This window comes from Streptomyces sp. NBC_01506 (assembly GCF_045040295.1).
Taxonomy (GTDB): Bacteria; Actinomycetota; Actinomycetes; order Streptomycetales; family Streptomycetaceae; genus Streptomyces.
In genome coordinates this window covers 6,923,813-6,937,188 of sequence record NZ_CP109422.1, presented here as the reverse complement: position 1 = coordinate 6,937,188, position 13,376 = coordinate 6,923,813, and the positions used below count along the sequence as shown (strand labels likewise).

Below are 13,376 nucleotides of genomic sequence, written 5' to 3'. Positions count from 1 at the left end.
CGGCGGCACCGGCCAGGCCCCTACTCCCCCACCACCGGCCCGCGAGGCGCGCTCGCCTGCCAGGCCGTGAACAGGGGCACCTCGCCCGTGCCGTCCAGGACCACCACGCCGAACGGCCGGTCGAAGGCGATCGGCACCACGCGAGGCGGCCGGGCCGCCCCCGCCGCCCGCATCACGATCGCCGTCACCGCCGCCGCCTCGACGCCCAGTTCGGCGACCTTCACCACCGCTTCCTGGACCACCTTCTCGATCTTGAGCCGTTCCGGCGACAGCGCGGAGAAATCAGCGAGGTCGCTCGTCGCGAACGTCACGCCGAGCGCGGCCAGTTGGGGGCGTGATCTCGATCGTCGTACGCAGTTCGAGCCGGGGCAGCGCGAGGGCGATCAACTCGGTGTCGATCGGGGTACGGCGCGACTCGGGCGCCCACCCGGCGGCCAGGACGTCCGCCGCCCGCGCGCCCTCCTGCCCGAGCACGAACCGCACGCGCACCGCCGACTCGCCGCCCTCGCAGCGCAGTTCGACCACGTGCGCGCCGTCCACCGTCCATCCGGAGCGCGCGCCGATGTGCTGGTGCATGGTCGGCACGTCACGTACCGACCCGGCCGCGTCCGTGAAGGGCCGGGCCACGGTGGCGCGCGCCTCGAAGGGCGTGTGCCAACGCGCTTTCAGCACGAGGACGTTGACGAGCGCGAGCAGCGAGTTCTCGTCGATCTCCGTCGGCAGTTTCTCGATCAGCCCGCCGGTCGACTCCCGTACCCACGCGTCGATCTCGGCCGGGTCCAGACGACCGAAACCGATGTCGGGAAGGGCTTCCCGATACGCGCGGTAGACGGGCGTACGGCTCCATACCCGCGTGGCCACGCCCAGTTGGTCGGTCCGGGCGAGCGCGCGGGCGCTGTCGGTCACAGCCCCGGCGACATCACCACCGCCACCGCCACCGCCACCACCGACGCCCGCACCGCCCGCACCGCCGAGCCCAAGCAGCGCCTCCAGCTCACCGGCGGTCTCCCCCCGCGCCCCGGCGGTCACCGCGCCGAGCGCCAGCCACAGCCCGGCGGGCGAACAGACGAAGTCGCCGTCCACTGCCCGCTGTTCACCGTCGCCGCGCACCCGCAGCCACCGCTCGGCGAGTGTCCGCATCGCCCCGGCGTGTGTCGTCAGTCCTGTCGCCTGTCCCATGCGCCGAGCGTACGACGGGCAGGGCACGCCCGCCGGCCCGCCGGCCCGTCACTCAGAGCCCGGCACCCACCGCCTTCCACGCCGCCGCCAACCGGTCCGCCGTCGCCGTCTGGTCCCACAAACCCGCCGGGTTGTCGGGCATGGCCGCGTCGTAAAGCTCCAGGCGGTCGACCTCCGGTATACGACGGAACCAGTCGCGGGCGTTCGCGGCATCCGCCACCTTCAGGCCCAGGGTCTTGCGCGTCTGCGCCGGAAGGAAGTTGCGGTCGTCGTTCGCGATGTGCGGGAGACCCGCCATGAGCAGGGCCGCCGCCGCCGGGTCGAGGCCGGTGGCCCCGGCGAGCCGTACGGCCGAGGCGGGATCGAACGGCACCGGTCCGACGCGCTCCAACTCACCCACCAGCCGGTGCAGTTGCTCGGGCGTGGCCCAGCCTTCCGGCACCGCCCGGATGTCGATGACACCGGCGGGGCGGGGCACGGTCCCTTGTTGTACGAACGCCGCGAGGTCCCGGGCGGCACCGGAATGAGACCGGCCCCACGCGCCATGGCGCATCGTCATGCTCAGCGGCAGCAGAGCGCCGTTCTCGCCGGACACGGCGGCCCGCTGATCCCCGTCCCACAGACCTCGCCGGAGGCCCGGCCGGGCCAGCGGCGACAGCGCCCAGAACCTCAGCAGTCGGGCCAGCGCCCGGCGGTGCTCCGCACTGGTGACGGCGCTGACCGCGCGGACCGCGAGGCCCCCGATCCGTCCCGCAAGCTCGGTCCAGTCGATGGCACTGCCGTTGTCCAGCCAACTTTCCATCGCGGTCTCGGCGTCGATCGTGCCGGTGAAGAAAGCCGAGGTCAGCTCGATCTGTGTCACCGTGCCACGGCAACCGCTGCTGTTGTATCGGCTGACCAACCCCTCCAGCGCCCCGGTCAGGTCCTCCTCCGACACCTTGATCCGCGCCAGGCGGGGCCGCTTCAAACGGGCAAGTAGGTTGTTTCGCTGGGAAATCAGCTCGGTGGCCGCCCGGACGCACCCGGCCACGCCCCGTACGAGCAGCGGGTGGCCCACCTCGGGCAGCAGCTTTCCGACGGCGGTCCGCAGCGCCTCGTCGGAAGTGGCCGCCGCCTTCAGCAGCCGCCGCACGGTGTCCTCGGTGACCTCCCGCAGGGCCCGTGATCCGGCGGGGTCGCGCGGGGTGAGGAAGTGCCAGAAGGCGGGCGGCGGGATGAGCCGGGTCCCGGCGGCCACCGGGTCGGGCTTGTTGTCCACCCAGCCGTCGTTCTTCAACTCGGCCTGCCAGTACAGCTCACCCGTTTCGGCGTCGCGGGCGAGAACCGGACGGTATTTGCCGACACCCCCGCTGAGCACCAGCCGCTTCTCGGTGCCCGGCACATCGAGCAGGCCCCAGATGGCGGTGATGCCGGCCTCGTCCAGCACGCCGTTGACGCCGTCGACACGGTGATAGCGGACCTGCCCGAACGGCCCCTCCTGGGAAACCCGCATGCCCACCCGCGTACCGTCGCTGCCCAGCGGGGACTCCTTGACGCCGTACGGCAGCGGCGCCAGGGACGAGGAATCGAACTCCCATTGCTCGCCCTCGCCGAGCAGGGCCGGGTCGAAGAAGTCCGGCAGGTCGCCCCGCTCCAGCTCGCCGGTCGCCGGATCGATACGGTCCACCCGCGATCGCAGACCCTCCGTGGTGGTCCACCAGAAGTCCCGGCCGTCATGGAACATATGGCCGTTCGGGCCGACGCGCTCCTCGTGCGGCTCGAGGACCTGATGGCCCATGAACCGCCGGCCGCTCGGCGCCATGAACGTATATCCGGGCTGGGCCCGTTCGTGCTGGAGCGACTTCCACATCCCGGGCCGTACGCCAAAGGTGTCGTCCGGCGCGTCCGACCAGTAGTGGCACTGCCTGCCGTTGACGTAATGCAGGACGAGGAACTGTCCGTCGGAGAAGTAGACCTCGGGTGTGTAGTGGAATCCGGCGGCTTCCTTCGGCACGCGCAGTCGGTGCTCCGCGATACGGCCGCCGGGCCCGATCGCGATGGCCTTCTTACGGTCGTGGACGGTCAGGACGGGCCAACTCGCCCTGCCCCAGAAGTTCTTGCCCGTCATCTCGGCGGCGGCCTCGTCCAGCGCCGCCCAGCCCAGCTCGTCCAGGATGCCCGCGCGCAGCGTACGGGTCAGCGGTGTCACCAGGTCCAGCTCCGCGATCCGGGCGGGCAGGTCGGGCATCTCCCGCAGCGTGTCCGTACGGATGTTCTCCTCCATCCAGCGAAACGCGACGGTCGCGTCCGCCAGGCCACGCGACCGGGCGCGCCGGAGGTTGCCGGCCACGATCGCGCGCATGACGGGCCGCAGAGCTTCCTTCCGCCACTGCTTGCTGAAATCGTCGCCCGTGTGCGGAACGGACCGGACCAGCACCGGCCCGAACCGTTCGTCGTCGATCAGCGCCTGGAGATCGACCCGCTCGGGCCCTTGCCAGTTCCGCAAGTACGCCTTGGGGCCGGGGTCCGCCACCGGGATCCCCGCCTCCAAGCAGCGGACCAGCGCGACCGCGTCGATCCAGCAGGTCTCCTCGGGCGCGCCGGGGCCGAACCGTACGGGCGTCCCCGCTTCCCGGACGCGGTCCGCCAGCAGGGGCATCAACCGCACCAACTCCCCGGGCACGGAGGGCGACGAGACCCCGCCGTACCGGCCGAGCATCGCGGACAGCCACCGCCCCGCGTCACCGGCGAGCTGGTCCAGCGCCCCGCTCTCCTCCAGGACGCCGCACCACCAGGCGTCCATGTCCGAGGAGTCCACGGACGCCACGGACTCCGCCTCGGTCAGCCGCCACAGCAGCCGCGTCCGCAGGGTTACGGAGGCGGCGATCGCGGGCACCAGCAGCTTGCGCTGCGTGGTCCAGAAACCGTCCGCCGTCCGCCACAGCGCCGGGGTGTCCGCCAGGCTCTCCAGCAGCGACCGGTGCTCGGTGACCACGTCCAGCCCGGCGGCCCCGGCGAGCTTGCCGATCTGTTTGAGCATGTCGGGCCAGGGGGCGAGCCCGGCGGTCGTGCGCCGCACGGCCAGCTCACGCAGCGCGCCGTACGCCTCCAGGGCGTCGGGCTCCTGGGCCAGCTCGCCCACATACGCCTTGATGTCCTTGGCCGACAGGGCTCCGGCCACCGCGAACTCCATGAACACCGACCGCCGTTGGGCCGGATCGATGCCCAGGGTGGTGTGCCGGTCGGCGGCCCGCGCCCGGCCGAACATCATCGCGCCCTGTTTGTCCCGCCCGGCCGCGAGGAACATCCGGCCGACCTCTTCCCAGAACGGCGGCAGATGGTCGGCGGGAAGCGTCGCCGCGATCCGCTCGAACTCCTCCAGCGCGGGGCCCGGCCGGGGACCGACCAACCGCCCGGCCCGCGCCATCCCGACGCCCGCCGACACCGCGACCGTGGCGTGCGCGAGGTCGTGGACCAGCGCCCAGACCGGATAGCGCGGGGCGGCCGGGCGATGCCCGGTCGCCACGGGCTCCCCCACGTCCGGCGCGGAATACCCGGCATCGGCCAGCAGCCCGTCCGATAACGGCGCGACCGTCCGCCCCGTGAGCCGGACCAAGGGGCGCGCGCCCAGCAGCGGATGGCTGTAGCGCCGGGCAGTGATGTCCTCACCACCCGGCGCCCCGGCCGGCGCCAGCCCCGCCGCCAGCGCCAGGGCCACTGCCGAAGGCGTGTCGTCACCCGGCGCGAGGCGCGCGCCGGGGCTCGTGCTCGTGCTGTGCTCTTTCGCGTCGTACGTCATCGGTGTTCAATCCCCCGTGCCTGATTTCCGCCGTACACAATCTCCGCCAACCGCCCACTGCCGACGACCAGCCCCCGCCCCACAGCGGTTCGCCGACATGCCCTCGACTGTGCCATGCCCCACTGACAACGGACCTGACGGACCAGGACGAACGAACCTGACTCACACCGAGTGATCGCCCCGCGGCTCGGCCGACCTGGGCCGCTCCTCGTCCGATCCGCACAACTCGGCGCTCAACTCCCCCACCAGCTCCACCAGATCCGTCGGCCGGTCCGGCCCCCACCAGTCGCCCAGCAGCTCCGTCAGCGACTCCTCCCGCGCCCGCGCCAGCACCTCCGCAACCTCCAGGCCGTGTGCGGTGAGCACCAGCCCCACCCCGTCGCGCCGGGCCAGACCGCGCTCCTCGATCTGCCGGGACGCCTTGTTGACGACCGTCAGCGGTACAGGGTGGTCCTCGGCGAGGCGCGCGGGCTCGACCACGCCGTGCCGTCTGATGCGCAGCAGCATCCAACTGGCCGCCGGGAGCAGGTCGTACCCCGACTTCTCGGTGATCGTCTCGTAGATCCGCCGGCGCCCTTCGCGGGTGCCGAGCACGGACAGCATGCGGGCGCACTCCTCGCGCGAGGAGCGTTCGACCGGGTTGCTGGCGAGGGTCTCGCTGACCTCGGGGGCGGTCACCGAGCCGCGCAGCGTGTCCTCCTTGAGGAACCACGCGAAGACGAAGGCCACCAGGACGACGGGTACGGCGTACAGGAAGACGCTGGTGATCGACGAGGAGTACGCGTCGAGCACCCCGGACCGCACCGCGGGCGGCAGTTGGCCGACGGTCCGGGGGTCGGCGGCGAGTTCGTCGGGGTTCACGCCGGGCGGCAGCCGCTGTCCGGCGAGCGAGTCGGTGAGTTTGTTCTTGAGCAGGTTGGCGAAGATGGTGCCGAAGATGGCGACGCCGAACGAGGCGCCGATGGAGCGGAAGAAGGTCGCGCCGGAGGTGGCGACGCCCAGGTCCTCGTAACGCACGGCGTTCTGCACGACCAGCACCAGCACTTGCATGACCAGGCCGAGCCCCGCGCCGAAGACGAAGAAGTACGCGCTCATCTCCCAGGTGCCGCTGTTCACGTCGAGCTGATGGAGCAGCAGCAGTCCGATCGCGATGATGCCCGTGCCGAGGATGGGGAAGACCTTCCAGCGGCCGGTACGGCTGACGATCTGCCCGGACCCGGTGGAGGTGATCAGCAGCCCGAGCACCATCGGCAGCATGTGCACCCCGGACATGGTGGGGGTCACGCCCTGCACGATCTGGAGGAACGTCGGCAGATAGGTCATCGCGCCGAACATGGCGAAGCCGACGATGAAGCTGATGACGGAGACGAGCGCGAAGGTCCTGATACGGAAGAGGCCGAGGGGCAGTACGGGCTCCGCGGCCCGCCGCTCGGCCCGGACGAAGAAGACCAGCAGGACGACGGCGAGGACGGCCAGTCCGATGATCTGGCCCGAGCCCCAGGACCAGGTGGTGCCGCCGAGCGAGGCGACGAGGACCAGGCAGGTGGCGACGGAGGCGATGAGGAAGGTGCCGAGGTAGTCGATGGTGTGCTTGGTGGCGCGCACCGGGATGTGCAGGACGGTGGCGATGACGAACAGCGCGACGGCGCCGATGGGCAGATTGATGTAGAAGACCCAGCGCCAGCTCAGATGCTGGGTGAACAGTCCGCCGAGCAGCGGGCCCAGGACGCTGGTGGCGCCGAAGACGGCGCCGAACAGGCCCTGGTACTTGCCTCGTTCGCGCGGCGAGACGATGTCGCCGACGATCGCCATGGACAGCACGATGAGCCCGCCGCCGCCGAGGCCCTGGAGAGCGCGGAAGGCGATCAGCTCCACCATGTTCTGGGAGATGCCGCAGAGGGCGGAGCCGACGAGGAAGATGACGATCGCCGTCTGGAACAGCCTTTTGCGGCCGTACTGGTCGCCGAGCTTGCCCCACAGCGGGGTCGCGGCGGTCGAGGCGAGCAGATACGCGGTGACGACCCAGGACAGATGGTCGAGGCCGCCGAGATCGCTGGCGATGGTGGGCAGCGCGGTGGAGACGATGGTCTGGTCGAGCGCGGCGAGCAGGAGGCCGAGCAGCAGAGCACCGATCGACACGAAGATGGTCCGCCGGCTCTGGCCCTCGCCGGGTACGGGACTCGTGGGCGGGGTGCTCACTTCCTGAGCCATCGGCATCTCCTCGCGTCTACGCCTTTCCCCATCCTTATGGCTCTGCTCGCTTATGGCCTGTTATGTCCTGCCGAACGCGGGGCGTACGGGGGCCTGGACGGTGGGCCAAGGCCGGTTCGGCGGTCGGTCTGCCGACGTGGCGCCCGGTGGCGCGGGGCGGGGCTGCATAATCGCTGACAGCCCAAGGGAGGGGACCCACGTTGACCGGACAGCACTGTCCCGAATGCGGTACGCCGCGGGACGCGTACGGCCGATCGGGCGCCAACTGCGACTGCGCGGAGCGGGCGGCGGCAGCGGCGGCCGAGGACGTCGACCCACTGCGAATACGGCCGTATGTGACGCTGGAGGACCCGTACGGAGCCGTACCGTCCATCCCGCCACCGCCACCCCGGTCGCCGTCACCACCACCGCCGCACGACGCCGTACCGTCCATCCCTCCGCCTCCGCCCGCGCCGTTCGGCGGCGGTGGCGGTGGCGGAGACCGGTCGGAGGGCACCGATCCCGCCGAGACGATGCAACTGTCGCTGCCGGGACTGCGGACGACGGCGTCGCGCCGGGCGGCCGACCCGGAGCGTACGGGCGGGCGCAAGACGTTCGCGATGGTGGCGCTGACTGCGGCGGCCGTGGCGGTGATCGGTACGGCGTCGTTCGCCGGGGGGCTGTTCACCGGTGACGACGGTGGTGACGAGTCGACCTCGGACCTGAATTCGGGGCTGTCGACGGCGAGTGTGGAGCCGGAGCCGTCCGCGTCCGCCTCGAAGCCGGCGTCGGCGTCGACGTCGCCGAGTACGAGCGCGTCCGCGCGGAAGCCGGCCACCAGCGGCCCGCCGTCGGCGAGCGCGAAGCCCGCCGCACCGAGCCGGCCACCGGCGAACGCGCCGGAGCCGGACGTGACGGCCTCCACGAAAGAGGAGACGGCGCCCGGTCTGCGGCGCGGGGACAGCGGGCCGCAGGTCGAGGAACTTCAGCGGCGGCTGTCGGAGGTCTGGCTGTACAACGGCGGTTACGACGGTCAGTACAGCGACGGCGTGGAGGCGGCGGTCCGTATCTACCAGTCGTACAAGAGCATCGAGGGCGATCCGAGCGGTGTGTACGGCCCCAACACCCGGCGTGCGCTGGAGGCGGAGACCAGCGGGGAGGGCCGGGAGCAGGGCGAGGGCGGAGGCGGAACGGGTGGTGGCGGACCGGGTCGGGACCGGGACTGAGGGGGGCCGAGGGAGAGGGCCGAGGGAGGGGACTGAGGGAGGGGACCGGGGCCGGGGTGGCGTGATCCCCCGCCGACTTTGTATAGTTGTTAAACAAAGCGGTTCCCGTCTGTGTCCCTGACCGGCGGGCGGGAGCCGCTCTTGTCTGTGCTTCCCCCTTCTTGGAGTCCGCCGATGCCGGCCAACGCCCCGACCACGACGACCACGACGACATCCGTCCTGACCGCCCGCGCGCTACTGCTCGACATGGACGGGACCCTCGTCAACTCCGACGCCGTCGTGGAACGCTGCTGGCGCCGGTGGGCGATCGAGCACGGCCTGGACCCGGAGGAGGCGCTGAAGGTCGTCCACGGCCGCCAGGGCTATCTGACGATGGCGGTACTGCTGCCGGACCGGCCGATGGAGCTGAACATCGCCGACAACCGCGTGATGCTGGCGCAGGAGACGGCGGACCTGGACGGGGTGGTCCCCATCACGGGCGCGCCCGCGTTCATGGCGGCGATCGCGGCACTGCCGCACGCGCTGGTGACCTCGGCGGACGAAGCGCTCGCCACGGCCCGCCTGACGGCGTCCGGCCTCCCGATCCCCGTGACCCGTGTCACGGCGGAACACGTCACCGCGAGCAAGCCGGACCCGGAGGGCTTCCTGAAGGCCGCCGCCGAACTGGGCGTCGACCCGGCGGACTGCGTGGCCCTGGAGGACTCCGACGCGGGCATCACGGCGGCGTTCGCGGCGGGGATGCGGGTGCTGGGAGTAGGCCCGCGAGCGGCGTCCCTGTCCCCGACGGCCCACACGCACGACCTCACGGACGTCAAGGTGACGTCGCTCCCGGACGGCACGATCGAGATCCACGTCGGCGCCTGACTCCCCCTCACCGGTCGCCGATCGCCGGACCCCGACCCCGACCCCCAGCTCCGGCTCCGGCTCCGGCTCCGGCTGTGTGACGTCGGCTCGGCTTGTCTTCGAGCGCACTCCAACTGCCGGCATGCCGGGCAGCGACGGAGGGGAAGTGCCGATGGAGGCTCGTCAGTTGGGCGGTTCGGGGCCGGCCGTGTCCCGGTTCGCGTTCGGGGCGATGACGTTCGGCGGTGACACGGACGAGGCGGCGGCCCACGAAATGCTCGACGCGTACGCCGACGCGGGCGGCACGCTGATCGATACGGCCGACAACTACGGCAACGGCACGTCGGAGCGCGTCGTCGGCCGCTGGCTGAACTCCCGGCCGGGCGTGCGCGAGCGCGTCCTGCTCGCGACCAAGGGCCGCTTCGGATACCCGGGCGCGAGCCTGACACCGGCGTACCCGCGCCGCGCGATCGACGCCAGCCTCGCCCGGCTCGGCGTCGACCAGGTCGATCTCTACCAGTTGCACGGACCGGACGACGAGCACCGGGTCGACGAGATCGTCGAGTTCCTCGCCGAGATCGTCGGCGCGGGCAAGGCCCGCCACGTCGGCGTCAGCAATTTCCCCGGGTGGCAGGTCGCCAAACTCGCCCGGCTGCTGGCGGAGCGCGGCGGCCCGCCGCTGGTCTCCCAGCGGATCCAGTACAACCTGCTGGCTCGGGCGGTGGAGTGGGAGGTCGTTCCGGCCGGTGTGGACGCCGGCCTGGGCACCCTGCTGTACGGCCCGCCGGCCCAGGGCTGGCTCACCGGGAAGTACCGGCGCGACCGGCGGCCACCGGCCGGCACACGGGTCGCCCAAGCCGGGGAACAGACGAGTGAGGCGTGGCACCGACGCGACACCGACGAGGTCTGGTCGGTCATCGACGCGCTCCGCGAGGTCGCGCGCGCACATGGTGTGACGCCTGGCCAGGCGGCCCTGGCGTGGGTCGCCGACCGTCCGGGCGTCACCGCGCCGATCGTCGGCGCGCGTACCGTCGCGCAGTTGCGCGAGTCGCTTGCCGCGGCCGCGCTGCACCTTGACGGGGAGGCGATCGCCCGACTCACCGAAGTCAGCGCGCCGCCGACGCCGAACTACCCGTACCAGATGATCGAACGGATCGCTGGTTGGCACGGTTGACACCGGCCCTGGGTCGGGGCCGGGGCCGGGGCCGGGGCCGGATCAGGCCCGGACCGGGGCCCGGCCGTGCTGGGACGTCAACCGCCGCCACGGCAAGCGATCAGCGGTCGAGGGCCCATACGCGTACAGACGCATCGCGGCGCCCCACCGTGACGGCGAGCGGCCGACCGTCCAACTCGGTGAGCCGGACGCCGATCATGCCGCCCACGTGCGCGGTGACCGGCCGTCCCAGTGCGCGACCGCGTTCCAGGTCCCACGCACGTATCAGGCTGGTGAAGTCCGGGGCGGGGTACGGGTCGTCGGTGCCGGTGACGGCGATCGGCAGGCCGTCCACGGCGCCGACGCTCACCATCGTGTCCATCTCGTCGTGCGGCTCGCTCCCGGCGAACGGCTCGCCCCACGTACCGCGGTCGAAGTCCCCCAGCACGAGAGTGCCGCACCCGCCGGCGGCGACCGGGCGAGGGCGGCCACCCACATTGGTGAGAGCGAAGGACGTCAGCATCTCCGCGCCGGCCTCGGTCGCCAACTCGGTGTCGAAGTTCCCAAGACGTGCGCGTTTGTCGAGATCCCACACCCAGATGGGACCCCCGTCTTCGTCGCGGGTCACCAGTGTCGGCCGATCGTTGAGCATGCCCGTCGCCGCGGTGCGGTCGTACCTGGCGTTGAGGTCCCCGGAACGCTCACCGGTGCCGCCGTCGGCGGCGGCGTCCCACACCGCGACGGCCTCCGCCTCGGGGGATACGAGAAACAGTGACCGGCCGGGGAGTTCCGGCGCGCCGACCGCCTCCACGCCGTAGTCGTCCGGGTCTGCGAAGACACGGACGGCACCGCTGTCCAGATCCCACTGCGCGAACGGCTGGTCGTCCGAACCTCCGCCGACCACCAACCGCCCGTCGACGACCAGGGCCCCCAGCGCCGACAGCGCGGCGGGCCCGCCCGTTTCATCCCCCGGCCGCCACGGGCTGTCGAGTCGGTGCACCGCCCACCGATCCCGCAACGGATCCCAGGTGCACACCCCGCCTGCCGGATGCGTGCCCACCAGCAGTGGCCCCGCGCCGGTCGTGACGAGATCGAAGTCCGCGAGGCGGCCGAACGGTATCTCGGCGGTCTGAACGAGTAAGAGTTCCGTCATGACCGGCAAGCCTAGACATGCCCGGCCGGGACCTCGGCACTGCCCAAGAAAGGGACGCGTACGACGAGACGAGGAGACGAACGAGACGACGAGACGACGAGACGACGAGACGAGGAAACGTACGAGGCCCCCTACGCCACATCCCGATGCACCCGCCCCCGCGCCACCAACTCCAGCACCACGCTCACCGCCACCGCCTGCACCGCCATCAGCGCCACCAGCACGAACAGTTGCACCGCCCCCGCGAACACCGGCGACGCACCTCCCAGCAGCATGCCGACGAAGGCACCCGGCAGCGTGACGAGCCCCACCGTCCGCGTCTGGTCGAGCCCCGGCAGCAGCGCGTCGGCGGCGGCCGGCCGCGCCACCTCCAGCCGGGCGTCCCGCTCGGGCAGACCGATCGCGAACCCGGCCTCCACCTCGCCCCGGCGCGCGCCGAGTTCGTCCAGCGCGCGCCGCCCGCCGAGCACCGTCGCCGTGAGCGCGCCGCCGATGAGGATGCCGGTGACGGGGATCAGGGCGATGCCCTTGACCGGTACGAGCCCGGTGAGGAGCAGCGCCGTGACCACCGGCGCCACCCCCGCCCCGATGGGCAGCGCGGCCCACCACCATGTCCGGTTCGCCGTGATGCGACGCCCGGCGGTGCGTACCGCCACCGCGTACATGAGCACGATGAAGGCCAGCAGCGCCGGTAGGGACCCGACGACCCACCCGATCACCAGGGAGACCGCGCCGAGTTGGACCGCCGCCCGCACTCCCGCCGTCGCGATCTCGCGCGCCCGCCCGAGATGCGCGAGCGCCGCGGTGCCGGCCGCGGCGACGAGCAGGACGGCCAGGACGACCCCGAACGTGACATCAACCTTCAGCAGCATGCGCCCACCCCAACCCCAATCCATGGCGGACATTTTTCTCCTGCCGCCAGATAACACCCGCGCGCGAGGCGTTGACACCCCCGGACCGACAACGGACCCGGCCAACGGACCTGGCAGCAGAACTGACGTCGGAATGCCCGAAGGTCTTGATGTGACGTGCCCATGTCGTCACCCTGTTACCTGGCGCCCACCTCACGGCAATCCGGCGCCACCACCATGGGCGCTCGGGCCCCGGCCCCAGAACGGTCTCCGAACGGTCAGCTTCCCCCCACGACAAGGGAGTTCTCATGTCAGGTATCTACGCGCGTCAAACCCGCCCCGCCGGCCGAATAGCTCTCATCGCCGCAGCCGCCGCCCTGGTGTCCGCGACCGCGCTGCTCAACGCCCCCACCGCCCAGGCCGCCCCGCCCACCCCGATCAGCGCCTCCACCGCCCGCACCTACCTCGGCCAGTTGACCGTGGCCGCCGAGGGCTCCACCAGCGGCTACAGCCGTGACCTGTTCCCCCACTGGATCACCCAGTCGGGCTCCTGCGACACCCGTGAGACCGTGCTCAAGCGCGACGGTACGAACGTCGTGCAGAACTCGAGTTGCCAGGCCACCAGCGGCAGTTGGTACTCCCCCTACGACGGCGCCACCTGGACCGCCGCCAGCGACGTCGACATCGACCACATGATCCCGCTCGCCGAGGCGTGGACCTCCGGCGCCAGCAGTTGGTCGACCGCCCAGCGCCAGACCTTCGCCAACGACCTCAGCCAGCCGCAGTTGATCGCGGTCACGGACAACGTCAACCAGTCCAAGAGCGACCGCGACCCGGCGGAGTGGATGCCGCCGAGCGCCTCGTACCACTGCATGTACGCCCGGATGTGGGTGGACGTGAAGCACCACTACAACCTGCGCGTCGACTCGGCGGAGAAGATCAAGCTCCAGAGCGTCCTGAACGGCTGCTGAGCAACCGCAACCCCGGCCACGACCGAGGGCTG

General features: G+C 71.7%; 10 protein-coding genes. 4 read left to right on the top strand and 6 right to left on the bottom strand.

The features are described 5' to 3' along the window. Window positions 1–20: 20 nt before the first annotated feature. The 4 genes from OG329_RS31150 to OG329_RS31135 form a co-directional block, all read right to left on the bottom strand. Window positions 21–311, bottom strand: a complete 291-nt coding sequence (locus OG329_RS31150) for a serpin family protein (protein ID WP_405799714.1) — start codon at window positions 309–311, stop codon at window positions 21–23. Then, complete coding sequence (locus tag OG329_RS31145) at window positions 283–1,179, bottom strand: serpin family protein (RefSeq protein WP_405799713.1); 897 nt, start codon at window positions 1,177–1,179, stop codon at window positions 283–285. The genes OG329_RS31150 and OG329_RS31145 overlap by 29 nt, the downstream gene beginning before the upstream one ends. Window positions 1,180–1,231: 52 nt before the next feature. Continuing rightward, window positions 1,232–4,957 (bottom strand): hypothetical protein, encoded by a 3,726-nt coding sequence (locus OG329_RS31140; RefSeq protein WP_405799712.1) that lies wholly within the window; start codon window positions 4,955–4,957, stop codon window positions 1,232–1,234. Between the two features lie 162 nt (window positions 4,958–5,119). Next, window positions 5,120–7,168: a DHA2 family efflux MFS transporter permease subunit gene (locus OG329_RS31135; RefSeq protein ID WP_405799711.1), complete on the bottom strand. Its 2,049-nt coding sequence runs from the start codon at window positions 7,166–7,168 to the stop codon at window positions 5,120–5,122. 200 nt (window positions 7,169–7,368) lie between these two features. Here OG329_RS31135 and OG329_RS31130 point away from each other — a divergent pair, with 200 nt between their 5' ends. The 3 genes from OG329_RS31130 to OG329_RS31120 all read left to right on the top strand — a co-directional run bounded on the left by OG329_RS31130 (window position 7,369) and on the right by OG329_RS31120 (window position 10,390). After that, window positions 7,369–8,373 (top strand): peptidoglycan-binding protein, encoded by a 1,005-nt coding sequence (locus OG329_RS31130; protein WP_405799710.1) that lies wholly within the window; start codon window positions 7,369–7,371, stop codon window positions 8,371–8,373. Window positions 8,374–8,547: 174 nt separating this feature from the next. Then, window positions 8,548–9,237, top strand: coding sequence for an HAD-IA family hydrolase (locus OG329_RS31125; protein WP_405799709.1), 690 nt, complete (start codon window positions 8,548–8,550; stop codon window positions 9,235–9,237). Window positions 9,238–9,388: 151 nt separating this feature from the next. Then, complete coding sequence (locus tag OG329_RS31120; RefSeq protein ID WP_405799708.1) at window positions 9,389–10,390, top strand: aldo/keto reductase; 1,002 nt, start codon at window positions 9,389–9,391, stop codon at window positions 10,388–10,390. 100 nt (window positions 10,391–10,490) lie between these two features. Here the strand turns inward: OG329_RS31120 and OG329_RS31115 are convergent, their stop codons facing one another. Together OG329_RS31115 and OG329_RS31110 are read right to left on the bottom strand one after the other, a co-directional pair. Next, window positions 10,491–11,522, bottom strand: coding sequence for a hypothetical protein (locus OG329_RS31115; protein ID WP_405799707.1), 1,032 nt, complete (start codon window positions 11,520–11,522; stop codon window positions 10,491–10,493). Window positions 11,523–11,653: 131 nt separating this feature from the next. After that, window positions 11,654–12,394 (bottom strand): ABC transporter permease, encoded by a 741-nt coding sequence (locus OG329_RS31110; RefSeq protein ID WP_405802112.1) that lies wholly within the window; start codon window positions 12,392–12,394, stop codon window positions 11,654–11,656. 287 nt (window positions 12,395–12,681) lie between these two features. Here OG329_RS31110 and OG329_RS31105 point away from each other — a divergent pair, with 287 nt between their 5' ends. Then, window positions 12,682–13,344 carry an HNH endonuclease family protein gene (locus OG329_RS31105; RefSeq protein WP_405799706.1) on the top strand — a complete coding sequence of 221 codons (663 nt, stop codon included), beginning with the start codon at window positions 12,682–12,684 and terminating at the stop codon, window positions 13,342–13,344. Window positions 13,345–13,376 lie beyond the last annotated feature (32 nt).

Bases quoted from the DNA above. Each gene is read 5' to 3' on its own strand.
- OG329_RS31140 (WP_405799712.1), bottom strand. From the start codon at position 4,957: ATGACGTACGACGCGAAAGAGCACAGCACGAGCACGAGCCCCGGCGCG.
- OG329_RS31125 (WP_405799709.1), top strand. From the start codon at position 8,548: ATGCCGGCCAACGCCCCGACCACGACGACCACGACGACATCCGTCCTG.
- OG329_RS31135 (WP_405799711.1), bottom strand. From the start codon at position 7,168: ATGGCTCAGGAAGTGAGCACCCCGCCCACGAGTCCCGTACCCGGCGAG.
- OG329_RS31110 (WP_405802112.1), bottom strand. From the start codon at position 12,394: ATGCTGCTGAAGGTTGATGTCACGTTCGGGGTCGTCCTGGCCGTCCTG.
- OG329_RS31115 (WP_405799707.1), bottom strand. From the start codon at position 11,522: ATGACGGAACTCTTACTCGTTCAGACCGCCGAGATACCGTTCGGCCGC.
- OG329_RS31145 (WP_405799713.1), bottom strand. From the start codon at position 1,179: ATGGGACAGGCGACAGGACTGACGACACACGCCGGGGCGATGCGGACA.
- OG329_RS31120 (WP_405799708.1), top strand. From the start codon at position 9,389: ATGGAGGCTCGTCAGTTGGGCGGTTCGGGGCCGGCCGTGTCCCGGTTC.
- OG329_RS31105 (WP_405799706.1), top strand. From the start codon at position 12,682: ATGTCAGGTATCTACGCGCGTCAAACCCGCCCCGCCGGCCGAATAGCT.